This is a genomic window from Pseudogracilibacillus sp. ICA-222130 (genome assembly GCF_037892545.1).
Taxonomy (GTDB): Bacteria; Bacillota; Bacilli; order Bacillales; family Amphibacillaceae; genus Pseudogracilibacillus.
Genome location: NZ_JBBKBG010000003.1, coordinates 102,199 through 126,986 on the forward strand (window position 1 = coordinate 102,199; position 24,788 = coordinate 126,986).

The following is a 24,788-nucleotide window of genomic DNA, read 5'->3' on the forward strand; positions in this document are numbered from 1 at the left end:
TTCTTATCCTTTACCTAACATTTTTTTCAATCTTAATATAAAGGAACCTCGTTCTTCCGAAAGAGCATCTTCTTGATCTCCACTGACATACGATTGAACAATTATTTTCATTGCTTTTGATACGGAAGCACGTTCATTCAACATCGTATATGGTACTTGTTTAATTACTGCAGTCGTCACAATAGGATCTTCAGGTAATATACCAATTGGTTTTACCTCTTTTTGCAAAAAATGTTCGATTACTTTTGTAAATTTCATCATCGTTTGCTTACCTTCGCGTTCATTTTTACAACGATTAATGAGAACGTTCATAGGTAAAGCATTGTTTCGCTGTATAATATGTTTGATCATACTATACGCGTCTGTAATAGCTGTCGGCTCTGGAGTTGTTAGAACAATACATTCATCAGAAGCTAAAATAAAAGATAGTGTCGCCTCTGTTACCCCTGCACCAAGGTCAAATATCACATAATCATATAATTGTATAACTTTTTCCATTTCATCGAAGAAAAATTGCAACTGTTCGTTCCGCAAATGTACAATTTCTTCTAAACTCGTCCCACCAGCTATATAATGGAGGTTATTTGGACCTAGTTCTATTATATCATTAATGGACAAAAATTCGTTAAATAAATTAGCAATTGAATAATTAGCATCATTCCCGACTAAAATATCGATATTTCCCATACCGATATCTAAATCAATTAATAGCACTTTAAAATCTAATTCTAATAATTGTAAAGCGAAATTCAATGACGTATTAGACTTTCCTACGCCTCCTTTTCCACTTACCACACTAATTGTTTTTGCTTTTTTATCATGATGATGCAACATTTGTCGTAATTTCTTTGCTTGATCACTCATACAGATCCCTACTTACGACCAACTCACTTATTTGTTCTGCGGATGGAATGATGACATCTTCCGGGACATCTTGTCCATCTGTCATATACGCAAGCCTGACATCTTCAGTCCATAATAAATTAATAATTGGGCCATAAGTGGATGTCTCATCCATTTTCGTGAAAATAATATCTTTCACACCGAACAGTTGAAACTGTTTAAAAATATCCATCATATCTTCATTTTTCGCTGTTAAAGATAATACTAAATAAGAAATGACTTGATCGTTATGATCTGAAAGCATCGTTTTTAATGGTTGCACATACTTCTCATCACGGAAGTTTCTTCCCGCCGTATCAACAAAAATTGCATCGTATGAGTCAAACTTTTGTAATGCCCGTTCATAATCTTCCATCGAATACGCAACTTCAACAGGTACATGTAAAATTTTCGCGTATGTTTTTAACTGTTCAATTGCGGCAATTCGATACGTATCTGTCGTAATAAAGGCAATTTTTTTCTGATGTTCCATCATGAACATTGCAGCAATTTTTGCTAATGTGGTCGTTTTTCCAACTCCTGTCGGTCCAACAAACTGAATTATTTTCTTATCCGTCGTTATAGAAGATGGTATTTTCGCTTGAATCGTGTCCGTAATATATAATTGCAACTCTTTGTACCATAGATCTTTATGTAAATCAGGTATATTTTTCGTTTGTTCTAAAATGTGTTCCACTAATTCCTCACAAATAGAGCGTTCAATATATTGTTTCTCTAAATAAGTAAACAAAGGTTGATATAATGGTGGATAGGTTTTTGATTCAATAGTTTGTGATGCTAATAATCTTTTCATTTCTTTTAGTTCGGATAAAATATGTGCTTGTTCTATCGTTTGATTGGATTCAAACGTTACGTTGGCTACTTCTCTTCGTTGTTCTTTACGTATACGTTGTATCGGTTGTTTTTCAATTGCTGCAATTACTTCATATTGCTTTTTTTCGAAAAAGCCTAAAAATCCACCTTTTTTAACCTCTTTACTACTTAAAATAACTGCATCTGTTCCCAATTCTGCTCGTATTTTTTGCATTGCATCTTTCATCGTATGAGCGACATATTTTTTTATTTTCATGATACATTCACTACTCCTACACTTTGAATTTGGATGTTCGATTCTAATTCATTATAGGAAAGAACAGCGACATGGGCTAAGGAACGTTCGATTAACTGTTTCACATACATCCGAATGGTAGGCGAACATAAAATGACAACTTGATCCATTTGATGTGCGATACGTTCATATTCAGAAACGACATTTCGTATAATCGATTCTTGCATAGAAGGTTCAAGTGCTAAGTAAGAGCCATGTTCTGTCTGTTGAATATTAGTACTAATTAATTGTTCTACATCAGGGGCTATCGTCATCACACTTAATGTATTTCCATCTCCGACATATTGTTTCGTTATTTGCACCGCTAATGATTGGCGAACATATTCAGCTAACAATTCTGTATCATTTGTCATTGGGGCAAAATCTGCTAAAGTTTCAAAAATGACCGGCAAATTTCGAATCGATACATTCTCACGTAATAATTTTGATAATACTTTTTGAATTTCACCAACTGATAAAGGATCTGGTGTCACTTCTTCCACTAGAATTTCATACTCTTCTTTTAAATGATCGATTAATTCCTTCGTTTCTTGTCGACCTAATAACTGATATGCATTTTTCTTTAACACTTCAGTTATATGAGTCGAAACGACAGATGGTGGATCTACCACTGTATACCCAAACATTTCTGCTTCATCTTTCTTCTCTTCACTGATCCATTTTGCTGGTAAACCAAATGCCGGTTCCTTCGTTTCGATTCCTTCTACCATATCGTCATCAATTCCAGGTGTCATTGCTAAATAATGATCCAGCAATAGTTCTCCTTCTGCGACAACATTTCCTTTTACTTTTAATCGATATTCATTCGGTGCTAATTGAATATTGTCCCTTATGCGTACTACTGGAATAACGACTCCTAAATCAATTGCTAATTGACGACGAATCATCACAATTCTATCTAATAAATCTCCACCTTGACTCGCGTCCACGAGTGGAATAAGGGAATAACCAAATTCAAATTCAATTGGATCCATACTTAATAAACTTACGACATTTTCTTGTGCTTTCATGTTTTCACTATCTTCTTCATCTAATTGCTCGTCTAACACTTCATCTTCTTCTTTTGTATTCCGTAACATCATATAAGCACTTAATGCAAGTGCAGCAGCAATCGTCGTCGTTAACATAAAGTTAATAGGAGTTAAACCTAATAGAAAAATGGTTCCTGCCGCAATAAATAATAGTTTTGGATAACGTAACAATTGTTCTGTCACATCTGAGCCTAAATTTCCGTCTGTCGATACACGAGTCACGACAATCCCTGTAGCTGTCGCAATCAGTAATGCCGGAATCTGACTCACTAAACCATCTCCAACCGTTAAACGCATAAACGTATTTATCGCTTCATTAAATGACATATCCATTTGAACCATCCCTATAATAAGTCCAAATATGATATTAATTAACACAATAATAATACCTGCAATCGCATCTCCTTTTACGAACTTAGATGCCCCATCCATCGATCCATGGAAATCCGCTTCATTTTCTACTTTTTCACGACGTTCTTTCGCTTCATGTTCTGATATTAACCCAGCATTTAAATCCGCATCGATACTCATCTGTTTTCCTGGCATCGCATCCAACGTAAAACGTGCCGATACTTCTGCAACCCTTTCGGCACCTTTTGTAATAACGATAAATTGAATAATGACTAATATAATGAATACTACAAATCCTACAAGGGGGTTGTTGCCAATAACAAAAGATCCAAAAGTATCAACAACTCCACCTGCATCAGCATTTGCCAAAATAGATCTAGTCGTCGATACATTTAAACCGAGGCGAAATAAGGTAAGTAATAATAATAAAGATGGGAAAATGGAGAACTGCAAAGGTTCTTGTATATTCATGGATACTAATATTACAATTAACGCCAAGGAAATATTACATAAAATAAGCACACTTAATAGCCATCCCGGTAATGGGATGACCAACATTATAATAATTAAAATAACACCTAATAAGACAGATAAATCTCGTAATTTCATGTAATATACTCCTTACTTACTCATTCTATTTTCTTGTTGGAATACGAACGCTAATATTTCTGCAACCATTTTATAAAAGTGTTCAGGTATAACGTCATTTACTTCCACTTCATCGTGTAATGCTCTAGCTAAAGGGCGATTTTCAACGATCATAATATCGTGTTCTTTTGCAATTTCTTTTATCTTTTGAGCGACATCATCTGTTCCTTTTGCAACGACATATGGAACGGAGACAACTGCTTCATCATATTTTAATGCAATTGCATAATGCGTAGGGTTTGTAATAATAACATCTGCTTTTGGTACTTCTGCCATCATCCGACTCATTGCAACTTGTCGTTGTTTTTCTCTAAGCTTTGATTTAATCAATGGGTCCCCTTCTATATTTTTATGCTCGTCTTTTATGTCTTGTTTCGACATTCGAATATTTTTTTCGAAGTCATATTTTTGATACATATAATCGAGTACAGCTAAAAAAAGTAATAATATCGTCGCAGCAATCCCCATAATAATCGTTACTTGACCAAAAAATTGTACTGCATTTTCTGGTTCTTTCATCGCCAACATCATCATGTCGTCCTTGTACATCCAAATAACGAAAAATGTTGTTGCCCCAATTAACGTAATTTTTAACAATGATTTCAATAATTCCACTAAGGCACGAACAGAAAAAATTCGTTTCGCCCCTTTCACTGGATCGATTTTTTTCAAATCAAATTTCAATGGTTCTGTCGTAAATAAGAAACCAACTTGTAATAAATTTGCTGCAATTGAAACAACAATGGCTACTAGCATGACTGGAAACACAATAAAAGCAAAACTTTTTAATACATCGATTAAAATAATTTGCGAGGTGTTTGTATTTAATTCCATATGGATATATTTTGTAAATGTTGTAAAATATAAACTTTCCATCTGTTCTTTAATAAATCCACCAAAAGCAAATAAAACAATGAATGAGCCTAATAACAATAAAGCAGTATTCACATCTGCGCTTTTAGCGACGCGTCCCTTTTTACGTTCGTCTTCTCGTTTTTTCGGAGTTGCTTTTTCAGTTTTTTCACCAGCGAAATATTGTAAATCTAATTGTAGACGCATGTTACCCTCCGAGAATGATCATTAAATCACGCATCGTTTTAAACATCGTTTCAAACAAAAAGCGTGTTACATTTATAAATAGAGAAATAAAAAAAGATAAAACGAGAAAACTAACTATGATTTTTAAAGGTAGTCCAACCACAAAAACATTTAATTGTGGAACGGTCCTTGCAACAATCCCTAAAGCGACATCTACTAAAAAAAGACAGCCTACAATTGGTAAGGACATTTGAAAAGCAATTAAAAACATTTTATTAAATGTTTGAATGGTAAACGATGCAAATATATCACTAAACGAAATGAATGCATCGACTGGAATGAATTGGAAACTATTGTACATCCCATCAATTAATAAATGATGTCCATTAACAGAAAGTAAAAATAGCAAAGCAATGATATAAAAATATTGGCCAATAAGCGGACTTTGTGCACCGGTTTGTGGGTCAATCACATTTGCTACAGCAAAACCCATCTGAAAGTCAATAAATCCCCCAGCAATTTGCACAGCAGATAAAATCATAAATGCAATAAATCCAATCATTAACCCTACGATGACCTCTTTCATGATTAATAAATAATATGTAAAATCAATGTCTGTAATCACAACATCGATATGTAAAGAAATAATCATACTTAAAAAAATAGCAAATCCAATTTTGAACATAGTCGGAATTGTTCGATATGAAAAAAGCGGCATGACTAAAAAGAAACTCGTTATCCGCGCAAATACTAATAAAAATGTTGGTAGAATGGATAAAGGTAATAAATCTAACATTTACTCACCCTATAAACAAGTGCATATTTTCATATATATTCGTCGTAAATTGCACTAGTTTTGTCAACATCCAGGGACCAAAAAACACGACACCAACTAACACAGCAATTATTTTTGGAATAAAAGCTAACGTTTGTTCTTGGATTTGTGTTGTCGCCTGAAAAATACTAACCGCTAATCCAACAGCTAAAGCTAATAACAGTATCGGACCTGCAACTAGTAAAATCGTGATAATACCTCTTTCAGCTAGTGTTAATACAAATTCACTACTCAATCCTTACACACCTTCTTTTTTCATACGGTCAAAAACCTTGTAAAATGGAATGCGTAATTAAATACCATCCATCTACTAAAACGAACAATAAAATTTTAAATGGCAAAGAAATCATCACAGGTGGTAACATCATCATCCCCATCGACATTAAAATACTTGCGACAGCCATATCAATTATTAAAAATGGAATAAAAATCATGAACCCCATTTGAAAGGCTGTTTTTAGTTCACTAATTGCAAATGCCGGTACTAATGTCATTAACGGGATGTCTTCTAATGTTTCGGGATTTTCCGTTCCTGTATAATTTAAAAATAGCGCTAAATCTTTTTGCCTAGTATGTTGAGCCATAAACTCTTTTATCGGTATACTTGCATGATCATATGCCTCATCAAGTGTCATTTCTTCGTTAAATAACGGCTGCAACGCCTCATCATACACCTCACTAAACGTAGGTGCCATAATAAAAAACGTCAAAAATAATGCCAAACCAATTAATACTTGGTTCGGTGGCATTTGTTGAGTAGCAAGAGATGTTCGTACAAATGATAATACAACGATAATTCTCGTGAAACTCGTCATTAATATTAGAATACCTGGTGCAATAGATAAAATGGTTAGTAAAATAATTAATTTCACCGATGTAGAAACTTGTGAAGGATCCGTACTAGAGAACATATTTATAAAATCATTCATCTCGCTCATCCTTCACTTTCTTTTTAAATAAATCTTGTCTATTTTTTGACCAATTCATTAATTCTTCCTTAAAAGTTGCTGCCATGTTTGATTCATCCTTTTCCTTATCTTTTTTAAGAAAGGATGGAATATAATTGGATGGATCCATTTTTTCTTCTGCTGTTTTTTCTAATTGTTGAATCGTATGTTCATCTGTAATTTCTTCTAATAATTGAACATTATCGCCTACACCAAGCATATAAACTTTTTCACCAATTTTGATCAACTGTACAGATTTATTCGTACTTAAAACTAATCCGCCTATGTTTTGTATATTTCCATGCTGAACATTTGTGTAATTTTTCCGTTTTAAAAATAGAAGAATAATGTACAATAATGCTAAAATTAAAAACAGTGCAAAGATCATTTTGATTATATTCATAAAAAAAGAAGGAGATCGTTGCTCACTATCTTGTAACAACATATCATTTGATCCGTCTATTTCTATGCTTGTCGGACTTTGTAATTCCTCACAATCCCCATTTTGCTCCATGCAATCTTTTACATTCGGTGACACATTATTCGCGTATGTAGCAACAGGAAAAAGTAAACAAATGAACATCATTGCTACAACGATCTTTTTCATTTGTATCACTCTCTTATGCTAATGCTTTCGAAACAGCTTCCATTACACGATCAGCTTGAAAAGGTTTTACGATAAAATCTTTTGCCCCGGCTTGAATGGCGTCAATTACCATCGCTTGTTGCCCCATTGCAGAACACATAATAATTGTTGCATTTGGATCTATTTCTTTAATTTCCTTTAAAGCTTGAATACCATCTTTTTCAGGCATTGTAATATCCATTGTCACTAAATCTGGAGTTAATTCTTTATATTTTTCTACTGCAATACTCCCATTTTCAGCTTCACCTACAACGTTATAACCATTCTTCTCTAAAATATCTTTGATCATCATTCTCATAAATGCTGCATCATCTACGATTAATACCTTTTGTGCCATCGTTATTTCCACCTTTATCTATTAATTTAATTTCATTAAACGATCTTTTGGACTGACAATATCTGTCACCCTTACACCAAAGTTCTCATCAATTACAACGACTTCTCCTTTAGCGATTAATTTATTATTCACTAAAACATCTACAGGCTCTCCTGCTAGTTTATCCAGTTCAATAATTGCACCTTGAGATAACTCTAAAATGTCCTCTACCGTTTGCTTCGTTCTCCCTAATTCAACTGTAACTGAAAGTGGTACATCTAAAAGCATATCTAAATTTCGTTTATTCGTTTGATTTAGGGGTGTTGGTTCAAAAGCTTCAAATGCTGCATGTTGAATCGTCGAGTCAGGTGCAATATGATTACCAATATGTTGTGGTTCCGATTGAGTCGATGTCGGTTGCTCCATTTGCGTTGTTTCAACTTCTGTTTGTGTGCCATTTCTGTCAGTTTGTTGAGCAATTTCTCTCATATTTGCCTCTTGATTACTTGAATCTTCTGTAGGTTCAAGTAATTGATTGACTAAATCTTTCGCAAAATCTAATGGGATCAGTTGGAAAATATTCGAATCAATTAAATCTCCAACTTTTAAATTAAAAGCAACTCGCACAAATACATCTTCGCCACTTCCTTTTGCCACTTCCTCTAATTTATCAATATCTTTATAATCTACTTGTGGCGGTGAGATATCAACACGTTTATTAAATACTGTAGACATACTCGTTGCTGAAGCTCCCATCATTTGATTCATCGCTTCTTGTACTGCACTTAATTCAATTTCAGATAATTCCTCATTTGGTTGTAAACCATTGCCTCCAAGCATAATATCTGAAATAATTGCCGCATCTTTCGCTTTCATTAAAAAAATATTTTCCCCATCAAAACCATCACGATAATCTACTTGTAAACTGACATGTTCATATGGAAATTCCTCTTTCATCCCTGTCTTTTTTACAAATGAAACAGTCGGTGTCGTAATATCCACTTTTTGATTTAATAAAGTCGACAATGTCGTTGCTGAACTTCCAAAAGAAATATTACCAATTTCCCCCAGTGCATCCATTTCAAGAGGAGTTAAATATGTATTACTCTCATCTTCATATGTGATATCAGAAGTGCTATCATCTGTTACATTTAATAAAGCATCTATTTCTTCTTGTGTTAATTTGTTATCCATCACGATAAACTCCTCCTTTCGATATGATCCATCACTTGTACTGCTACTTTTTTATGTACCGTTCCAACTTGAACATGCATCTTTGGCTCTCCATTCACTTCTAATGTTAACGGGTCTTGAATCTTTTGATGTAAACTAATGACATCCCCTGTCGATAATTGCAATAACTCATTCACCGTCATAGTTGATTGACCTAAAATAACTTTTGCCTCTAATTCTACTTTTTCCATATGTTTCGATAAAATGGCATATTTTTCAGGATCACGTTCCTTTGTTACGGACTCCATCCAATAGTGGGCAGATAATTTAGGTATAATTGGTTCTAACACGATATGTGGAATACAAATATTAATCATTCCTGATACATCACCAATTTGTGTATTCAAAGAAACAACTACAACTGTTTCATTTGGCGAAACCATTTGTAAAAATTGTGGATTCACTTCAAATTCATCCAACATTGGGTCGATTTCTACGATCGTTGACCAAGCCTCTTGAATATTTACAACAGCTTTTTCGAACATCTGAGTCATGATAGTCGTCTCAATTTCCGTTAAACTATTTGGCTGAACATGACTATTTCCTTTCCCCCCTAGCAACCGATCCATCATACTGTAAGCAATATTTGGATTCACTTCCATCAAAATTCTACCTTCTAAAGGTTCCATGCTAATCACATTTAAAATTGTCATTTTTGGTATGGAACGTATAAATTCTTCATATGGAATTTGGTCCACAGAGGCAACAGAAATATTTACATATGTTCTTAATTGACCTGAAAAAAAGGTCGTTAATAGCCTTGCATAATTTTCATGGATTCGTGATATACTTCGAATTTGATCTTTCGAAAAACGCAATGCACGCTTAAAATCATATACTTTTATTTTTTTATCTTCTTCTTCTTTCTTTAATTCTTCTGCATCCATTTCTCCAGATGAAATAGCTGATAATAAAGCATCTATTTCTGTCTGTGACAAAATTTCTTCAGACAATGTTCATCACCTCCATGACGGAGCAATCATTTATTGCATAATTTTACTTATTGTATATACGTCTTTAATTGTTCCTTCTGTCATCATCTCGTTTAATTTTTCTTGTAATCCTTTTTCTAAATCGGTTAAACCTTCATTAAAATCTTCTTCTGTCATTACTGCCAATTCTTTAATTAACAGATTTTTAATTTGGAATTCACGTTTTTCAATTTCTTTTAAACTAGCTTTGCTATCCATAATTAATTGGAATTGAATACGGACGAATACACCATCTTTTAAATCTGTCGTTACCTCTGGAGTTTCATAGGAAAATTCATTCATTTCATCAATAGATAATTCTTTACTTTCAATATGATTGTTGTTGAAATAAAGTACGGCAACGACGGCAATCATTGCAATGGCAAGTAATGATGCAACAGAGATCACAGTTATTTTTAATGCTTTACTCATCTTGATTCACCTGCTTCGTTTGAAAGCCAATCATCCCTACTTGTTGATACATTTCCAATATTTTTCGCAAAACATCTTCTTTGTTCGTTTGTACGACGAATTTTTTCCCGTTTAATAATGTAATCGTCGTATCTGGTAATGATTGTACCTGCTCCACCATAAATGGATTTAGATAAAATGTTTCTCCGTTTAATCTAGTTAATTCAATCATATTTGGCGAGTTGTAGCGAATACCAATTATATAGGTATTGCTACAACTCTACCTCCTCCATTTATCGTTTTAAGTTTACTAATTCTTGTAAAATTTCATCTGAAGTCGTAATGATTCTTGTATTCGCTTGGAAACCACGTTGTGATACGATCATTTCTGTAAACTCTTCTGCTAAGTCAACATTCGACATTTCCAACGAACTAGCTGCAAGATCTCCTGCTCCATTCATTCCAGGAGCACCATGTTGTGCTTCCCCAGAGTTTTGTGACTCCATATATAAACTGCCTCCGACCTTCTCTAAACCTTCAGGGTTAGCAAAAATAGTTATTCCAATTTTTTGATCACTATTTGTACCATCCGCTGTTACGATGTTGACATCCCCATTTTTTGCAATACTAAAGCTTTGTGTTGTACTAGGATCGATTTGAATCGTACTATTATCATCTTGTAATAAAAAATATCCATCCGCTGTTACGACGTTTCCTGCATCATCTAAATAGAAATTACCTGCACGTGTGTAATAAACATTTTCACCATCAGATACTTTAAAAAAGCCATCCCCTTCAATGGCAACGTCTAATGGACGCCCCGTAGATTGTAAGAACCCTTGTGTATGAATATTATCTACTGAACCAACTTGGGATCCTAAACCAACTTGCATTGGATTGATTCCACCTCGTCCACCTTCCGCAGCTTGTGCTCCTCTTGTCGTTTGTGACATCATATCTTGGAAGGTAACTCGTCCTTTTTTAAACCCTGACGTGTTTACATTTGAAATATTATTCCCAATTACATCTAATTTTGTTTGAAATCCTCTCATACCTGAAATTCCAGAATACATTGAACGTAACATATTTTTCCCTCTTTCATTATTATTCACTATGTCTATCATTCCATAGTGGATAGCCTCTCCTAACAGAGTCCAGCTATATTAAAATCGTTCCATTAATATTAGTAAATATTCGATCATTCGCTTCTGTTTTATGTAATGCTGTAACGACCGTATTGTTTTTTGCGCTAACGATAAGTGCCGCATCATTTAAAACGACGAGAGCTTCTGTCACACCTTTGTTCTTCGCTTCATCAAGTTTCGTTTCAATCTTTCTCCACGTTTGATCTGTTATATGAATATTTCTCTCTTGCATACGGTGTTTGGCATGTTTACTCACTTTTAATCCAGAAACATGTTCAAAAATGGATTGAAAGCTTGTCTTCACTATTGGCTGTTTTTTAGTTGCCGAGTGATGTACATAATGCTGCTGTATTGGATGTATATATTTATGCATCCTTTTTACCTACCTCCTTTACTTTTAAAATTCCATCAGCAAAAACTTTTTGGCCGTTTTCTAACTCTAAAATAGCCCAACCTTCTTGGGAACTAACTGCATTGACAACACTCGTGACAATCGTCTTTTCATTCGTCTCTTCATCGATGGATTCATAGGTCACTTCTTTTCCAATCATATGACTATATTGAATAACCGGAGATACTAATTGATTTTGCACTAATGTATCAATGGAGCTTGCCATATTCATCATTTGTTCTAAAGATGAAAATGTCGCCATTTGTGCAATAAAATCACGATCTTCCATCGGATTTAATGGATCTTGGTTTTGTAATTGTGTCATTAAAATTTTTATAAATTCATCTTTGCCTAGTTCGGAACTAGGTGCACGGTCTTTCGGTACGTTAGATATATATAAATCTGAATCAATTTTTGTCATTTTCTTCCTCCTCTCCTAAATGTTGCAATAATTGCTCAAAATCCATCGACGGAGCTTTTTCATCTTTTCGTTCGTCTTTTTCTTGTTTTGGTTCTTCTTCATTTAGGTCCTCTTCATTGTTTGAAAAGAATTCCTCCTCAGAAATAGTTGGATCCTTTTCAATAATTACTTGATGCGGAGAAAATAGATGTTTTAATTGATGTATGTTACTCTCAAGTATTTTCTTCGTTGCATTGGATGTCACCAACAATTCAACTCGCATTTCTCCATTTACCTCCGACATTCTTATCGTAATATGGCCTAATTGTGTTGGATTAATTTGTAATTGTAGCGGCATCATTCCATCCTGTTTGAACATAGGACTCTTTTGAATGACTGTCGTTAATTTTGATACGAGCTGTTCAGATATTTCTTCTACCTTTCCTATCTGACGAATATGTATATCGTATTGCTGTACTGCATCTATTGGTACCATCGTTGGACTACTTATTTGGGTTGACGTTACTGTATCGTTTATTTGTTGATTACTTGGTGCGGTATCATATCGCAGAAAAGCTTGTTCTAACCAATTTGCGATAGTATTTTTCGTCACTATTGCATCTGTTTGATACTTGTTTTGTGTCGTCATCTCTGTACGTTTTTCAAATGTTTTCACTAAAAGTTTACCTGTCTCTGAAATCTTTTTTTCTTCTAACTGATCTAATTGATGCAAAAGTACTTCTTTATCTTCCATGGACAAATGATTCACCTTTTGTAATACAACGAGTAGTTGTTGCAAAGATGAAGGTTCATGTACCGTCTCCGTTTGTATGTAACGAATGATTTCATTAGACAGTTGCATCATTTCTTCTTTTGATATGTTTGGAAAAGTATCTACAACATCATCCAATGTATTTTTGGAAGCATACCTATTTTGTTGTATGTCGAAATCAATCGATGTGTCACTGTTTGTTACCAACATATGAGTAGTAGGTTGATACATGAAAATATCGATATTTTCATATATGTCGTCCTTAATCAAACTGTCTAGCTCATATGTTTCATCATACTCACCGATAGGATGATCGGTTGTTTCCTCTCCATCACTTTCTACCATTGTTTCTTTTACATTTATAAATATTTCATCTACATCTTCTTTTTCATTGGCTAGGAGAAATGTTTTAAAACTAGTGTCTTGTTCATTTATATCCAACTCATTATGCCGGATATTCGTATTCGTTCGTGTGAATACTTGCATAATTTCCATTCCATTCACCCCCTTCCATATCATAAAAAACTTTTATTGCATCATTAACTTTGTCAATGTAGCAGCTCTTTTTGATTCCATTTCAGCTAATATATTTCCTCTTACATCACTCGGAATGTTGGATAGAATTTGAATGGCGTCTTGGTCATTCATTTGCGTTATAATTGCAGCAGCATTTTCCGGTTCCATTTTCCTGTAAGAGGATGCGGCTCTTTTTAATGCGTCATTTCCGTCTTCTTCACGCTCTGTGTTTTCTTTCTCGTTTTTCTGCTCACTTTTTTCTTTCTTTTTTAAATCTAACTCTAAGTCATCTGCAATTGCCCGTAAACTTTCTACCTCTTTCGATAGATCATTGATTTCTTCATCTTTTGATGCAATCAAATCTTCTTGTTTTTTTATTGTTTTTTCTAGTTGTTCGACTTCATTACTCTTAATAAAAGAAGAAACAACTGGTACATCAGCTAATTTATCCTTGACATCAATGCCAACTAAAGTTAATCCAATGTACACAATCCCCACGGTTAACATTAACGGGATGATAATCGCAAATATGATGAATAGAATTGGAGATTTCCTTTTTTCTTTTGTCATATTTTCACCTATTTTGAATCGAACTTGTAAACTGTCGGATGGACAGTTCATCCATTAAAATATTTTCTTTTCGTATCAGTTCTTCCTGTCTTGCCTGTTGCTTTCGTTCAATAAGTTTTTCTATTTTTTTCATTTCAATATGTGTTTCTGTTAAATATGCTTGTTTTTCTAGCATTTTTTCCCTTGCTTGTTGCACATTTTGTTGTAATGTGGACGCTTTTCTCGTCATAGATTGTATAAACATCGATTGTTCTTTAATTTTTTCAATCGAAGTATATGTTTGCATATATTGATTCATCAATACTTCTGCATGTTCTTTCTTTTTTAATAATTCATATAACGCTGTTGCTTGTTTTTCAAATAAAACAGTCGCTTCATTTTTTTCTTTTTGAGCAATCGTTTTTTCTTGTTCTCGTATTTGTAACACCTTTTGCAATACTGCCACATTATCCATTACTGCCCACCTGCCAAAATAAGATGTAATTTTTCAATTGATTGTTCGAAATTTTCTTGTTCGTCAATCCCTTGTTTTAAATAATCCATAATAATCGGATAATATGTGATTGCTTCATCTATTTTAGGATCTGTACCATACCGATATGCACCAATTTGAATTAATTCAACATTTTCTTCATATGTCGCCATCAACGTTCTTATTTTTTGTACCGTTGTACGATGTGCTGGTGAAACGATATCATGCATTACTCTACTAACAGACTTCAGTATATTAATTGCTGGAAATTGCCCCATTTCAGCTAATCTTCTCTCTAAAACGAAATGACCATCCAATATTCCTCGAACTGCATCTGCAATCGGTTCATTCATATCATCACCGTCCACCAATACGGTATAAAATGCTGTAATGGTTCCTTGTTCATTTGTGCCTGTTCTCTCTAGCAATTTAGGTAATATGGCAAATACGGATGGCGTATATCCTTTAGACGTCGGTGGCTCGCCTACTGCCAATCCTATTTCCCGTTGCGCCATTGCAACTCGTGTAACAGAATCCATCATTAAATTCACTTTATATCCTTGATCACGAAAATATTCACTGATCGCTGTTGCAGTATATGCACCTTTAATTCGCATTAATGCTGGTTGATCAGAAGTCGCAACAACAATAATAGATTTTTTCAATCCTTCTTCACCGAGGTCTTTTTCAATAAACTCCCGTACTTCACGCCCACGTTCTCCAATTAATGCAATAACATTGATATCTGCTGCACTATTGCGGGCAATCATCCCTAATAATGTACTTTTTCCAACTCCACTACCGGCAAAAATACCAATGCGTTGCCCTTCCCCTACTGTTAACATAGAATCAATTGCTCGAATACCAACCTGGATCGGTTGATCAATCGGTGGACGACTCATTGGATTCGGTGGTTCATTTTCAGTGAAAACTTTTTTTAATCCTTTCGGTAAAATACTACGATCCAATGGATATCCTAATGCATCTACTACATGTCCAATTAAACTATGACCAATCTTCACTGTTAAAGGTTGATTGGTCGCTTCAACTAGACAACCAGGTCCAATTTCAGACACTTCTGTATAAGGCATTAAAATGATTTGCTCGTGATGAAACCCAACAACTTCCGCTAATATCGGTGATTGGCTTTTATGTTCAGGATGAATGATACATACTTCTCCAATATTTGCTGCTGGTCCTAATGATTCAATCATAATACCGACAACACGAGTAATTTTCCCGTAATATTTGTATGTATCTATCTCTTTAATCGTTTGTATGCACGTATCAAAATCCATATTAATTCTCCATTACCTTTTCTTGTAACGCACGTTTAATTTGTTTCAACTGTGTATCCACACCAGCATCAATTTGTCCAAATGGATGGCGGATCATACAATCATTTTCTTGTAAGTTCGAATCTACATATAAATAAAGCATTTCATCTTCATTTAACAATTGTTCTAATTCATCCTTTTGCGCATGTAAGGACGCATAATGTGTCGGATGAACATAAATGGATATAGTTGAAGTATCTTTTACATGTTGTACCGCTTTTTCTACTATGCCCTTCATCACATGTTCACCCGTTTGTATTTCATTATCTATGATTTTTTCCGCCACATGCATGGCTAACTGAATAATTGTAGTAGAGCATTTTTCAATTGTCGCTATGTAATCTTGTTCACTTTTTCGAACAATGTCATTCGCTTCATCCAAATAAGTTTGGTATTCATTTTTCGCTTCGTTTTCACCATCGATATACCCTTCTTTATAACCTTGCTGTTTTGCCTGTTCAAATACATTGATTTTTTCATTGGCAATCCGCTCTTTCTCTGCAGCAATATAGGCTTCTAACTCTTGGATAGACGTTTCCTTTTGCTGTTCTAGTGTAGCTAAGGTTTGTTCCAACATGTTAATTTCACTTTCGATGACATCTTTAGAACGACGCTGACTACGTATGTCTTTATCTTGTGGATTATTCGCTTGAATTTTTTTAATAGAAATTACTTTTTTGTTTTCCAAGTTTTGCTTTAGATTAGACAATAATATCGTCTCCTCCACCACGGGCGATTACGATTTCCCCAATTTCATCCAATCGGCGAATCGTCCCAACGATACGTGTTTGTGCTTCTTCTACATCTCGTAATCGTACTGGCCCCATAAATTCCATTTCTTCTTTAAATGTTTCCACCATACGTTGCGACATATTTTGAAAAATAACCTCTTTTACTTCTTCGCTTGCGACACGTAACGATAATTTCAAGTCTTCATTATCCACTTCACGAATAATACGTTGAATGGCACGATTGTCTAAAATAACAATATCGTCAAAGATAAACATACGTTTCTTAATTTCTTCCGCTAATTCAGGATTTTGGATTTCTAATGTATCTAAAATAGTCCGCTCTGTACTTCGATCTACTTCATTTAACACTTCTACAACAGATTGAATACCGCCCGTTTGTGTATAATCCTCTGTTAAGGATGTTGAAATATTCTTTTCAAGCACGTGTTCAATTTCCGTAATAATGTCTGGTGGTGTGGAATCCATCGTCGCAATTCTGCATGCGATATCTGCTTGCACTTCTTCCTCTAATGAAGATAAAATTTGTCCGGCTTGTTCAGGTTCTAAATAAGATAGGACAAGTGCTATCGTTTGCGGATGTTCATTTTGTATAAAGTTAAGCACTTGATTCGGGTCTGCTTTCCGAGCAAAATCAAAAGGTCTTACTTGTAAAGAAGAAGTTAAACGATTAATAATATTTGTTGCCTCTTGAGTACCAAAAGCTTTTTCAAGAACTGTTTTTGCATATCCTACTCCACCTTGTGAAATATATTGTTGAGCAATGGCAATCTGATGAAATTGCTCCACTATGGATTCTTTTAAATCCGAATCCACTTTTTGAATCGTCGATATTTCTAAGCTTAATCGTTCCACTTCTTCTTCTGATAAATGTTTGTATACTTCTGCCGACACGTCTGGTCCTAGTGAAATAAGCAAAATGGCTGCTTTTTGTTTTCCAGTTAATTTTTTCTGTTTAATACTCATACTCCTTTCCTCCTAATCTTCCGAAATCCAACTACGTAATAATTTCGCGAAGTCTTCCGGCTTGTCCTTTGCCATTTTTTCAAGTTGTTCTTTTTGCATGTCTTGCTCTGTTTTCGGTTGTTCTTCTAAATCTGGAACGGTTACGGAATCTTCTGTCGTTATGTCAGATACCGTTACGTTTTCTTCTACCGTTTCTTCTGTACGTTTTCTACGCATGACAAAGAAAATAATAATAATCGTTATCATAATGATTACCCCAACGATATATGGCCAAATTGGAAATGCCTTTTCTTCCGATAAATCAGCAGTTAGTTGGTCACGGCCATGGAATGTTTGAAATACGATAGAAATTTTATCATCTGTTTCTATTTCACCATAAGTTTTATCGATGGATGTTGTAATCATCGATTCTAGAATAGAAGCCATTCCCTCTTCTACTGCGTTCAATTCTTGCTGTGTTAACTCCACTACTTCTCCGTCAATGATTCTCGTATTATCAACCATTACTTGAATACCTAAATCACGAATTTTATATGGTGCTTCTGCAATTTCTTTCTTAATATTATTAAACTCATAATTAACGGTTTCTTTTGTTGAATCGTAATCGCCACTTTCTCCTTGCATAACTCCAGGATAATTGGCAATGTCTTCTTCCCCAGTGCCAGCAACTCCACCAATTTCATCCGTACCTTCAAACGTTTCTTGAATCGTCTCAATACTTACTGGAATTCCTTCCATCGCATCAATGTCGACAGGTTCCACTAAATCTTCTACACGATTTTCATTTGTAAAATCAATATCAGCTGTTACAGATGTTATTACTTTATCCACCCCAACAATGGCACTTAACATTTGTTGTACTCGTTTTTGAATATCATTTTCAATTTCTGTTTTTACATCTTGAGTTGCACCAATATGGTCTGCTTGATTTGATGCATATTGATCGAAATACTCAAAGTTCTGATTCATAATGACGATATTTTCCTCTGGTAAATTCGGAATCGCTTTTGAAACGAGATGATATAAACCTTTCATTTGATTCGGTTGAAATTCATAACCATATTCTGTTTGTAGTACGATGGATACACTAGCATTTTCGGTCATATCAGATACAAATACCGATTGTTCTGGTAAGTTAATCATCACATTTGCTTCTTCAATTCCTTCCATACCTTTCATCAAATTACTAAGCTCTGTTTGCATCGCATCTAACTTCATCATGTTAAATTCATTATCCGTAATTCCCCATGAAGAGTTTTCACTAAAAAACGAATAATCGATATTCCCACTATTTGGAATACCTTCATTCGCTAATTCAACAATTAAAGTTTGTGAATGCTCTTCAGGCACTTTAATCGTCGTCCCATTATCGACTATTTCATACTGAATATTTCTTGCATCAAGTTCCTCTTTAATTTGACCTACCTCTTGTATAGATAGATTTGAGTATAAAGGAACAAAACTACTCTTATTTGTTAAAACAGTAACAACGACAATTCCCGTTATAAGTAAAATTGTCATACTTATGTATAATGTTCTTTTTAATATGGAAGTTTTACTCCAAAATAATTTAATTTGTTCCATAAATAGATTTAATTTATCTTTCATTTATCACACCGAACTTTGTTTATATTTTCTATGTACTAGATTTGCATTCTCATCACATCATTATATGCGTCGATTACTTTTTGCTGAATCTGGACGGTCGCTTCTACTGTAATCTTTGCCTTTTGCGCCGTTAACATGACATCATGAAGATCTGTTGTTTCTCCTCTTAAAAAGGCATTTGTTTTTACATCTGATTCATGTTCCACTGCACTAACTTTTTCTAATGCTTGTTTAAATATATGCTGGAATTTTGATTCATTTTGTATGTTCTGTGTTGTTTGTTTGTCTATTTGCTCTTTTGGTGATATTGCAGACAGAGCGACTAATTTCGTCATCGTCCTTCATCCTTTCTTACGACCTACCAATTTCTAATGCTTTTAACAACATATCTTTCGTTGCGTTTAATGCAGTAATGTTCGCCTCATAAGAACGAGTTGCTCCCATTAAATCTACCATTTCTTTTAATGGATCCACATTTGGATAAAGCACATAACCTTCTTCATTTGCATCTGGATGAGTTGGATCAAAAATGGCTTTAAATGGCTCTTGATCTTGTACAAGCCTACTCACTTTAACCCCTTGTGAAGTTACTTTTTGATTAATTTGTGCTTTGCTCATATACGATTTAAATGAATGATTTTCCGGTTGAAGTACGACCATTTTCCTACGATACGGTTCAAATTGACCATCCGGTAACATGGTTGCTCTTGTTGATTGTTGGTTCGCAATATTGGAAGAAGCTACATCCATTCGCAGTCTCTGAGCCGTTAAAGCGCCAGCACTTATATTTAAACCATGAAAAACTGACATTACTTCCCACCCCTAATCACCGTATGTAATAAGCCAAATTTACCATTTAGACGGTCGATAGCACCACGATAATAAATTTGATTTTTCGCTAATTCTGTCATTTCTTTGTCCACATCCACATTATTTCCACTATGGGTATAAGATGTACGATTTTGATTCATCACTTTATAAGGTGTAGCTATTCCATTCGAACGAATATGTTTATTTTTCGTCACATGTAATGAAAGTTCTCCTTCCAACATGCTTTTGAACGTTACTTCTTGTGCCTTATAATTAGGTGTATCGACATTTGCAAGATTATTTGATATAACAGAATTTTTCGTTGTTGCATAATGCAATGATTGTTCTAAATTTTGAAAAGATTGGTTAAATAGTTTCAATTGAATCCCTCAATCTAAATTTTTTCTCAGATCTTTTTATACCATCATTATTTTAGATGATATTGCGACTAAAGTCTACTAATTTCTCATCATTTTTAACTATTTTTTCGCGATTATCACTTTATGTTCAAAAAAAATTAAGTTTTTTTCAAATTTAACCAATTACATGCTACGAAAAGTCCTAAATATATTCCAACAAAAACAACATATGATACTAGAAGTATGATATATTCGTCATATTTTTCATTATTTAGAAACAATATAGGAGAAATGTAATGCAAAGTTTTTCCTGTCATTCTCATATACATCATAAAATAAAACAACATTCACAGTCATTTTATGCAATAAAAAAACACCCTTAAAGATAGATTTTTTCCTCTAACTTTAAAGGTGTATGTTATCCTCATATGCTCCTATAAAACATGCAATCGTTACATGATATTCGTTTCAGTTTAGTTCGTACTTAACTTTTCTAACTCTTGTAAGAATCTTTCATTTAAGACCTTAATGTACGTACCTTTCATTCCTAATGAACGTGATTCAATCACACCAGCACTTTCTAATTTACGAAGAGCATTTACGATGACCGAACGTGTAATGCCGACTCTGTCAGCTATTTTACTCGCTACTAATAAACCTTCTGTTCCATTTAACTCTTCAAAAATATGTTCAATTGCTTCTAACTCACTAAATGATAATGAATTAATCGCCATTTGAACGACCGCTTTACTTCGAGCTTCCATTTCTATTTCTTCTGCTTTTCCTTGTAAAATTTCCATTCCTACTACTGTTGCGCCATATTCAGCTAATAATAAGTCATCATCATGGAAACTACCGCTTAAACGTCCTAAAATCAACGTTCCTAAACGTTCTCCTCCACCAATAATAGGCACAATTGTCGTTAATCCATCTTTAAATAATTCTTTATTTTCATATGGAAAAACAGATAATGGCTGTTCAATATCGATATTTGGTGTCGTTTCTGAAATATGAAAGAGTTCTCTCGTGTATTCTTCTGGAAATTGTCTTTCTTCTAACATTTGTTTAATTCGATCATTTTCCACTTCTTGGTTAATTGCAACACCTAATAAACGACCTCTTCTACTTAATACGAACACATTTCCGTTAATTACTTCTGATAATGTACGTGACATGTCATTAAAGTTTACTGGTTTTCCTGCAGATTTTTGTAATAATGCATTTATTTTTCTTGTTCTCTCTAATAATTCCATATTTTCTTCATCCTTTCAAAATTATGATTCCGTTTTATAGTATAAATTGACTTAAATTGCGATCTTTGACGATATTATTTAATTTTTCATCAACATATTGTGCGGTAATTTCTATCACTTCTAAATTGATCTCTGGTGCTTCAAAAGATAAATCCTCTAATAACTTTTCTAAAATGGTATGCAATCTTCTTGCACCAATATTATCTGTTTCTTGGTTAACTTCATACGCTATTTCAGCAATTCTTTTAACAGCTTCGTCCGTAAATTTCACTTCTATACCTTCTGTCTGTATTAATGCACTGTATTGCTTCAGTAATGCATTAGAAGGTTCTGTTAAAATTTTCACAAAGTCCTCTGTTGTAAGTTTATTGAATTCCACGCGAACAGGAAATCTCCCTTGCAATTCTGGAATCATATCTGAAGGCTTTGCAATATGAAATGCGCCAGCAGCAAAAAATAAGATATGGTCCGTTTTCACAGGTCCGTATTTCGTCATAACGGTTGAACCTTCCACGATTGGTAAAATATCTCTTTGCACTCCATCACGGGATACACTTGGACTGTTCGTATCAGCTCCAACTATTTTATCAATCTCATCAATAAAGACAATACCATCCTGTTCTGCCCGCTCAACCGCTTCTTGTTGCGCTTCGTCCATATCAATCAATTTCTGTGCTTCTTGTTGTGTTAATACTTTTCGTGCTTCGCGAACAGTTAATTTACGTTTTTTCGTTTTCGTCGGCATCAAATTTGAAAATGCATCTTGCATATTCATCCCCATTTGCTCCATACCAGATCCTTGTAACATATCAAACATGGAAGGTGATTGTTCTTCGATATCTACTATTACCATCTTATCCTCTAGTTCACCTAAAGCTAATAACTGTTTTAGCTGATTTCTCTTTTGTGAAATATCATCTACTTCTGATTCATCTACCTTTTCCTCTTCTTCCATATTTGGAAAAAGCATCTCAAATGGATTTTGCATTTTCTTTTCTCGTTTTTTACGTGGAGCAAGTAAAGAAACAATTTTCTCATTTGCTTCTTTTTCAGCCTCTTCTTTTACAACTTCCATTTTTTCTTCTTTCACAATACGAAGTGCATTTTCAACAAGATCCCGAATCATAGATTCTACATCTCGGCCAACATAACCAACTTCCGTAAATTTTGTTGCTTCCACTTTTATAAATGGTGCATTTACTAGTTTAGCTAATCGTCGGGCTACCTCTGTTTTCCCAACTCCTGTTGGACCGATCATTAAAATATTTTTTGGAACTATTTCTTCACGTAATTGTTCATCTAAGAGCATTCTACGATATCTGTTACGTAAAGCTACCGCAACAGATTTTTTCGCTTCTTTTTGCCCAATAATATAATGGTCTAACTTTTCTAATATTTGCTTAGGAGTATAATCCATTATTTATTACACACCCTTTACATTATTCTAAAGACATTGTCGTTATATGGTCATTTGTATAAACGCAAATTTCACTAGCAATGGTTAATGCTGCTTGAGCAATTTCTTTCGCACTGAGTTGTGCCGAATACTTCGCTAGTGCACGGCCAGCACTTAAAGCAAAATTACCGCCCGAACCAATAGCTAAAATGCCATCATCCGGCTCGATAACTTCTCCTGTACCTGAAACTACATACATATTTTCTTTATTCATGACGATTAACATCGCTTCTAATTGGCGCAATACCTTGTCACTTCGCCATTCTTTTGCTAGTTCTACGGAAGCTCGGGTAATATTCCCATTATATTCTTCTAATTTCCCTTCAAACTTCTCAAATAAAGAAAAAGCATCCGCTACAGAACCAGCAAAACCTGCTATAACCTCTCCATGAAATAATTTACGAACTTTTTGTGCTTTATGTTTCATAACAACTGTATTTCCTAAAGTTACTTGGCCGTCGCCACTCATCGCACATTCCCCATTATGTTGAATTGCAAATATCGTTGTTGCATGAAGTTCATTTGACATGCATCACAACTCCTTTATTTCATTTCAAAACTAACACTTTTATGATTCATCCGGTTTTTGTTTTGCTCTTGGATGATGGTGCATATAGACATTTCTTAAACGATCCTTTGTTACATGTGTATAAATTTGAGTGGATGAAAGATTTTTATGTCCTAACAACTCTTGTACGGAACGTAAGTCAGCCCCTTCATTTAATAAATGTGTCGCAAAAGTATGACGTAATTTATGTGGATGAAGATGTACTGTTAGAGAAGTTTCCTTTACCATTTGATGGAATACGTATCGGATTCCTCTTTCCGTAATCGGTTGGCCACGTGCGTTTAAAAAAATCGCATCTGACTCTTCTTTTGAAGCCTGTAACAATTGGTCTCTTCCATCTCTAATATATGTATGCAATGCTTCATGTGCAAATTGTCCAAACGGAATATAACGTTCTTTCCTTCCTTTTCCAATCACATTAATCATTCCCACGGAAAAATCAATTTGAGACAAAGTTAAACTCGCACATTCACTTACTCGTATACCAGTAGCATACATAATTTCTAATAACGCTTGATTTCGTTGCCCTAATGGTGTTGCTAAATCACTTACCTCAAAAAGTGGGCGCAATTCTTCTTCGTATAAAAACGTCGGAATTCGTTTATCCTGTCTCGGCAACGGAACATACATAAATGGATTATGTTGTACGACCTCTATTTTTTCTAAAAAGAAATAAAAAGATCGTAAACAAGATATCGACCGTGCGACAGATTTTCTACTTAACCGTCGATCATATAAATCTGTTAAAAATACCCGCACAAAAGCCGGTGTTACATCTGTAACATCCTCGATTCCTTCTTTTTTCATTATTTGTTCAAACATACGTAAATCATTACTATAAAATTGCACTGTATATGGTGAAGCATTTTTTTCCACTTCTAAAAACTGAATAAATTGTTCAAAATACGTTTGAAACGTAGACATAATTCCACTCCAAAAATGCTAGTTTTTTAAGCAAACCTAGCATATCATACTACC

Annotated in this window: 30 protein-coding genes; all 30 read right to left on the reverse strand. The window is 34.3% G+C overall.

Translation table 11 applies throughout. The features are described 5' to 3' along the window. Window positions 1-3: 3 nt before the first annotated feature. A complete protein-coding gene (locus WKT09_RS03135) occupies window positions 4-864 on the reverse strand; it encodes a MinD/ParA family protein (RefSeq protein WP_340414640.1) in 861 nt (286 codons plus the stop codon). Then, on the reverse strand, window positions 857-1,972 hold the full coding sequence (flhF, locus tag WKT09_RS03140; RefSeq protein ID WP_340414641.1) for a flagellar biosynthesis protein FlhF: 1,116 nt from the start codon (window positions 1,970-1,972) through the stop codon (window positions 857-859). The genes WKT09_RS03135 and flhF overlap by 8 nt, the downstream gene beginning before the upstream one ends. Continuing rightward, window positions 1,969-4,002 (reverse strand): flagellar biosynthesis protein FlhA, encoded by a 2,034-nt coding sequence (flhA, locus tag WKT09_RS03145; RefSeq protein WP_340414642.1) that lies wholly within the window; start codon window positions 4,000-4,002, stop codon window positions 1,969-1,971. Before flhA ends, flhF begins: the two co-directional genes overlap by 4 nt. A 12-nt stretch (window positions 4,003-4,014) precedes the next feature. Beyond that, window positions 4,015-5,100, reverse strand: a complete 1,086-nt coding sequence (flhB, locus tag WKT09_RS03150; protein WP_340414643.1) for a flagellar biosynthesis protein FlhB — start codon at window positions 5,098-5,100, stop codon at window positions 4,015-4,017. A gap of 1 nt (window position 5,101) precedes the next feature. Next, window positions 5,102-5,875, reverse strand: coding sequence for a flagellar biosynthetic protein FliR (gene fliR, locus WKT09_RS03155; RefSeq protein WP_340414644.1), 774 nt, complete (start codon window positions 5,873-5,875; stop codon window positions 5,102-5,104). 4 nt (window positions 5,876-5,879) lie between these two features. Continuing rightward, window positions 5,880-6,149, reverse strand: a complete 270-nt coding sequence (gene fliQ / locus WKT09_RS03160; protein ID WP_336265718.1) for a flagellar biosynthesis protein FliQ — start codon at window positions 6,147-6,149, stop codon at window positions 5,880-5,882. A gap of 28 nt (window positions 6,150-6,177) precedes the next feature. Then, window positions 6,178-6,843: a flagellar type III secretion system pore protein FliP gene (fliP, locus tag WKT09_RS03165; protein ID WP_340414645.1), complete on the reverse strand. Its 666-nt coding sequence runs from the start codon at window positions 6,841-6,843 to the stop codon at window positions 6,178-6,180. Further along, complete coding sequence (locus WKT09_RS03170) at window positions 6,836-7,468, reverse strand: flagellar biosynthetic protein FliO (protein ID WP_340414646.1); 633 nt, start codon at window positions 7,466-7,468, stop codon at window positions 6,836-6,838. Before WKT09_RS03170 ends, fliP begins: the two co-directional genes overlap by 8 nt. 13 nt (window positions 7,469-7,481) lie before the next feature. Continuing rightward, complete coding sequence (locus WKT09_RS03175) at window positions 7,482-7,844, reverse strand: response regulator (protein WP_340414647.1); 363 nt, start codon at window positions 7,842-7,844, stop codon at window positions 7,482-7,484. A 21-nt stretch (window positions 7,845-7,865) separates the two neighbouring features. After that, window positions 7,866-9,017, reverse strand: a complete 1,152-nt coding sequence (gene fliY, locus WKT09_RS03180; protein ID WP_340414699.1) for a flagellar motor switch phosphatase FliY — start codon at window positions 9,015-9,017, stop codon at window positions 7,866-7,868. After that, window positions 9,017-10,009 carry a flagellar motor switch protein FliM gene (gene fliM / locus WKT09_RS03185; RefSeq protein ID WP_340414648.1) on the reverse strand — a complete coding sequence of 331 codons (993 nt, stop codon included), beginning with the start codon at window positions 10,007-10,009 and terminating at the stop codon, window positions 9,017-9,019. The genes fliY and fliM overlap by 1 nt, the downstream gene beginning before the upstream one ends. Before the next feature lie 30 nt (window positions 10,010-10,039). After that, window positions 10,040-10,459 (reverse strand): flagellar basal body-associated FliL family protein, encoded by a 420-nt coding sequence (locus WKT09_RS03190; RefSeq protein WP_340414649.1) that lies wholly within the window; start codon window positions 10,457-10,459, stop codon window positions 10,040-10,042. Beyond that, the gene (locus WKT09_RS03195; RefSeq protein ID WP_340414650.1) at window positions 10,452-10,670 is read right to left on the reverse strand and encodes a flagellar FlbD family protein; all 219 of its coding nucleotides are present in this window, start codon (window positions 10,668-10,670) and stop codon (window positions 10,452-10,454) included. The genes WKT09_RS03190 and WKT09_RS03195 overlap by 8 nt, the downstream gene beginning before the upstream one ends. 61 nt (window positions 10,671-10,731) lie before the next feature. Further along, complete coding sequence (gene flgG, locus WKT09_RS03200; RefSeq protein ID WP_340414651.1) at window positions 10,732-11,523, reverse strand: flagellar basal body rod protein FlgG; 792 nt, start codon at window positions 11,521-11,523, stop codon at window positions 10,732-10,734. A 73-nt stretch (window positions 11,524-11,596) separates the two neighbouring features. After that, the gene (locus WKT09_RS03205; protein WP_340414652.1) at window positions 11,597-11,956 is read right to left on the reverse strand and encodes a TIGR02530 family flagellar biosynthesis protein; all 360 of its coding nucleotides are present in this window, start codon (window positions 11,954-11,956) and stop codon (window positions 11,597-11,599) included. Further along, window positions 11,949-12,395 carry a flagellar hook assembly protein FlgD gene (flgD, locus tag WKT09_RS03210; protein ID WP_340414653.1) on the reverse strand — a complete coding sequence of 149 codons (447 nt, stop codon included), beginning with the start codon at window positions 12,393-12,395 and terminating at the stop codon, window positions 11,949-11,951. Before flgD ends, WKT09_RS03205 begins: the two co-directional genes overlap by 8 nt. Then, the gene (locus tag WKT09_RS03215; protein WP_340414654.1) at window positions 12,382-13,641 is read right to left on the reverse strand and encodes a flagellar hook-length control protein FliK; all 1,260 of its coding nucleotides are present in this window, start codon (window positions 13,639-13,641) and stop codon (window positions 12,382-12,384) included. The genes flgD and WKT09_RS03215 overlap by 14 nt, the downstream gene beginning before the upstream one ends. A gap of 33 nt (window positions 13,642-13,674) precedes the next feature. Continuing rightward, window positions 13,675-14,232, reverse strand: a complete 558-nt coding sequence (locus WKT09_RS03220; RefSeq protein WP_340414655.1) for a MotE family protein — start codon at window positions 14,230-14,232, stop codon at window positions 13,675-13,677. 4 nt (window positions 14,233-14,236) lie between these two features. Then, window positions 14,237-14,686 (reverse strand): flagellar export protein FliJ, encoded by a 450-nt coding sequence (gene fliJ, locus WKT09_RS03225; protein WP_340414656.1) that lies wholly within the window; start codon window positions 14,684-14,686, stop codon window positions 14,237-14,239. Beyond that, window positions 14,686-16,002, reverse strand: coding sequence for a flagellar protein export ATPase FliI (gene fliI, locus WKT09_RS03230; RefSeq protein WP_340414657.1), 1,317 nt, complete (start codon window positions 16,000-16,002; stop codon window positions 14,686-14,688). Before fliI ends, fliJ begins: the two co-directional genes overlap by 1 nt. A gap of 1 nt (window position 16,003) precedes the next feature. Then, the gene (fliH, locus tag WKT09_RS03235) at window positions 16,004-16,750 is read right to left on the reverse strand and encodes a flagellar assembly protein FliH (RefSeq protein WP_340414658.1); all 747 of its coding nucleotides are present in this window, start codon (window positions 16,748-16,750) and stop codon (window positions 16,004-16,006) included. Further along, window positions 16,743-17,756: a flagellar motor switch protein FliG gene (fliG, locus tag WKT09_RS03240; protein WP_340414659.1), complete on the reverse strand. Its 1,014-nt coding sequence runs from the start codon at window positions 17,754-17,756 to the stop codon at window positions 16,743-16,745. Before fliG ends, fliH begins: the two co-directional genes overlap by 8 nt. A 12-nt stretch (window positions 17,757-17,768) precedes the next feature. Then, window positions 17,769-19,364: a flagellar basal-body MS-ring/collar protein FliF gene (fliF, locus tag WKT09_RS03245; protein WP_340414660.1), complete on the reverse strand. Its 1,596-nt coding sequence runs from the start codon at window positions 19,362-19,364 to the stop codon at window positions 17,769-17,771. A gap of 35 nt (window positions 19,365-19,399) precedes the next feature. Beyond that, window positions 19,400-19,699, reverse strand: coding sequence for a flagellar hook-basal body complex protein FliE (gene fliE / locus WKT09_RS03250; RefSeq protein ID WP_340414661.1), 300 nt, complete (start codon window positions 19,697-19,699; stop codon window positions 19,400-19,402). A 16-nt stretch (window positions 19,700-19,715) separates the two neighbouring features. Further along, window positions 19,716-20,174 (reverse strand): flagellar basal body rod protein FlgC, encoded by a 459-nt coding sequence (flgC, locus tag WKT09_RS03255; protein WP_340414662.1) that lies wholly within the window; start codon window positions 20,172-20,174, stop codon window positions 19,716-19,718. Beyond that, complete coding sequence (gene flgB, locus WKT09_RS03260; RefSeq protein WP_340414663.1) at window positions 20,174-20,554, reverse strand: flagellar basal body rod protein FlgB; 381 nt, start codon at window positions 20,552-20,554, stop codon at window positions 20,174-20,176. Before flgB ends, flgC begins: the two co-directional genes overlap by 1 nt. Before the next feature lie 452 nt (window positions 20,555-21,006). After that, complete coding sequence (codY, locus tag WKT09_RS03265; protein ID WP_340414664.1) at window positions 21,007-21,786, reverse strand: GTP-sensing pleiotropic transcriptional regulator CodY; 780 nt, start codon at window positions 21,784-21,786, stop codon at window positions 21,007-21,009. A gap of 34 nt (window positions 21,787-21,820) precedes the next feature. Continuing rightward, a complete protein-coding gene (gene hslU / locus WKT09_RS03270; RefSeq protein ID WP_340414665.1) occupies window positions 21,821-23,203 on the reverse strand; it encodes an HslU--HslV peptidase ATPase subunit in 1,383 nt (460 codons plus the stop codon). A gap of 22 nt (window positions 23,204-23,225) precedes the next feature. Beyond that, complete coding sequence (hslV, locus tag WKT09_RS03275) at window positions 23,226-23,771, reverse strand: ATP-dependent protease subunit HslV (RefSeq protein WP_340414666.1); 546 nt, start codon at window positions 23,769-23,771, stop codon at window positions 23,226-23,228. A gap of 39 nt (window positions 23,772-23,810) precedes the next feature. After that, window positions 23,811-24,734: a tyrosine recombinase XerC gene (gene xerC / locus WKT09_RS03280; RefSeq protein ID WP_340414667.1), complete on the reverse strand. Its 924-nt coding sequence runs from the start codon at window positions 24,732-24,734 to the stop codon at window positions 23,811-23,813. Window positions 24,735-24,788 lie beyond the last annotated feature (54 nt).

Excerpts from the sequence above, each read along its gene's own strand:
- WKT09_RS03135 (WP_340414640.1), bottom strand. The coding sequence starts at position 864 with ATGAGTGATCAAGCAAAGAAATTACGACAAATGTTGCATCATCATGAT.
- flhF (WP_340414641.1), bottom strand. The coding sequence starts at position 1,972 with ATGAAAATAAAAAAATATGTCGCTCATACGATGAAAGATGCAATGCAA.
- flhA (WP_340414642.1), bottom strand. The coding sequence starts at position 4,002 with ATGAAATTACGAGATTTATCTGTCTTATTAGGTGTTATTTTAATTATT.
- flhB (WP_340414643.1), bottom strand. The coding sequence starts at position 5,100 with ATGCGTCTACAATTAGATTTACAATATTTCGCTGGTGAAAAAACTGAA.
- fliR (WP_340414644.1), bottom strand. The coding sequence starts at position 5,875 with ATGTTAGATTTATTACCTTTATCCATTCTACCAACATTTTTATTAGTA.
- fliP (WP_340414645.1), bottom strand. The coding sequence starts at position 6,843 with ATGAATGATTTTATAAATATGTTCTCTAGTACGGATCCTTCACAAGTT.
- WKT09_RS03170 (WP_340414646.1), bottom strand. The coding sequence starts at position 7,468 with ATGAAAAAGATCGTTGTAGCAATGATGTTCATTTGTTTACTTTTTCCT.
- WKT09_RS03175 (WP_340414647.1), bottom strand. The coding sequence starts at position 7,844 with ATGGCACAAAAGGTATTAATCGTAGATGATGCAGCATTTATGAGAATG.
- fliY (WP_340414699.1), bottom strand. The coding sequence starts at position 9,017 with ATGGATAACAAATTAACACAAGAAGAAATAGATGCTTTATTAAATGTA.
- WKT09_RS03190 (WP_340414649.1), bottom strand. The coding sequence starts at position 10,459 with ATGAGTAAAGCATTAAAAATAACTGTGATCTCTGTTGCATCATTACTT.
- WKT09_RS03195 (WP_340414650.1), bottom strand. The coding sequence starts at position 10,670 with ATGATTGAATTAACTAGATTAAACGGAGAAACATTTTATCTAAATCCA.
- flgG (WP_340414651.1), bottom strand. The coding sequence starts at position 11,523 with ATGTTACGTTCAATGTATTCTGGAATTTCAGGTATGAGAGGATTTCAA.
- WKT09_RS03205 (WP_340414652.1), bottom strand. The coding sequence starts at position 11,956 with ATGCATAAATATATACATCCAATACAGCAGCATTATGTACATCACTCG.
- flgD (WP_340414653.1), bottom strand. The coding sequence starts at position 12,395 with ATGACAAAAATTGATTCAGATTTATATATATCTAACGTACCGAAAGAC.
- WKT09_RS03215 (WP_340414654.1), bottom strand. The coding sequence starts at position 13,641 with ATGGAAATTATGCAAGTATTCACACGAACGAATACGAATATCCGGCAT.
- WKT09_RS03220 (WP_340414655.1), bottom strand. The coding sequence starts at position 14,232 with ATGACAAAAGAAAAAAGGAAATCTCCAATTCTATTCATCATATTTGCG.
- fliJ (WP_340414656.1), bottom strand. The coding sequence starts at position 14,686 with ATGGATAATGTGGCAGTATTGCAAAAGGTGTTACAAATACGAGAACAA.
- fliI (WP_340414657.1), bottom strand. The coding sequence starts at position 16,002 with ATGGATTTTGATACGTGCATACAAACGATTAAAGAGATAGATACATAC.
- fliG (WP_340414659.1), bottom strand. The coding sequence starts at position 17,756 with ATGAGTATTAAACAGAAAAAATTAACTGGAAAACAAAAAGCAGCCATT.
- fliF (WP_340414660.1), bottom strand. The coding sequence starts at position 19,364 with ATGAAAGATAAATTAAATCTATTTATGGAACAAATTAAATTATTTTGG.
- fliE (WP_340414661.1), bottom strand. The coding sequence starts at position 19,699 with ATGACGAAATTAGTCGCTCTGTCTGCAATATCACCAAAAGAGCAAATA.
- flgC (WP_340414662.1), bottom strand. The coding sequence starts at position 20,174 with ATGTCAGTTTTTCATGGTTTAAATATAAGTGCTGGCGCTTTAACGGCT.
- codY (WP_340414664.1), bottom strand. The coding sequence starts at position 21,786 with ATGGAATTATTAGAGAGAACAAGAAAAATAAATGCATTATTACAAAAA.
- hslU (WP_340414665.1), bottom strand. The coding sequence starts at position 23,203 with ATGGATTATACTCCTAAGCAAATATTAGAAAAGTTAGACCATTATATT.
- hslV (WP_340414666.1), bottom strand. The coding sequence starts at position 23,771 with ATGTCAAATGAACTTCATGCAACAACGATATTTGCAATTCAACATAAT.
- xerC (WP_340414667.1), bottom strand. The coding sequence starts at position 24,734 with ATGTCTACGTTTCAAACGTATTTTGAACAATTTATTCAGTTTTTAGAA.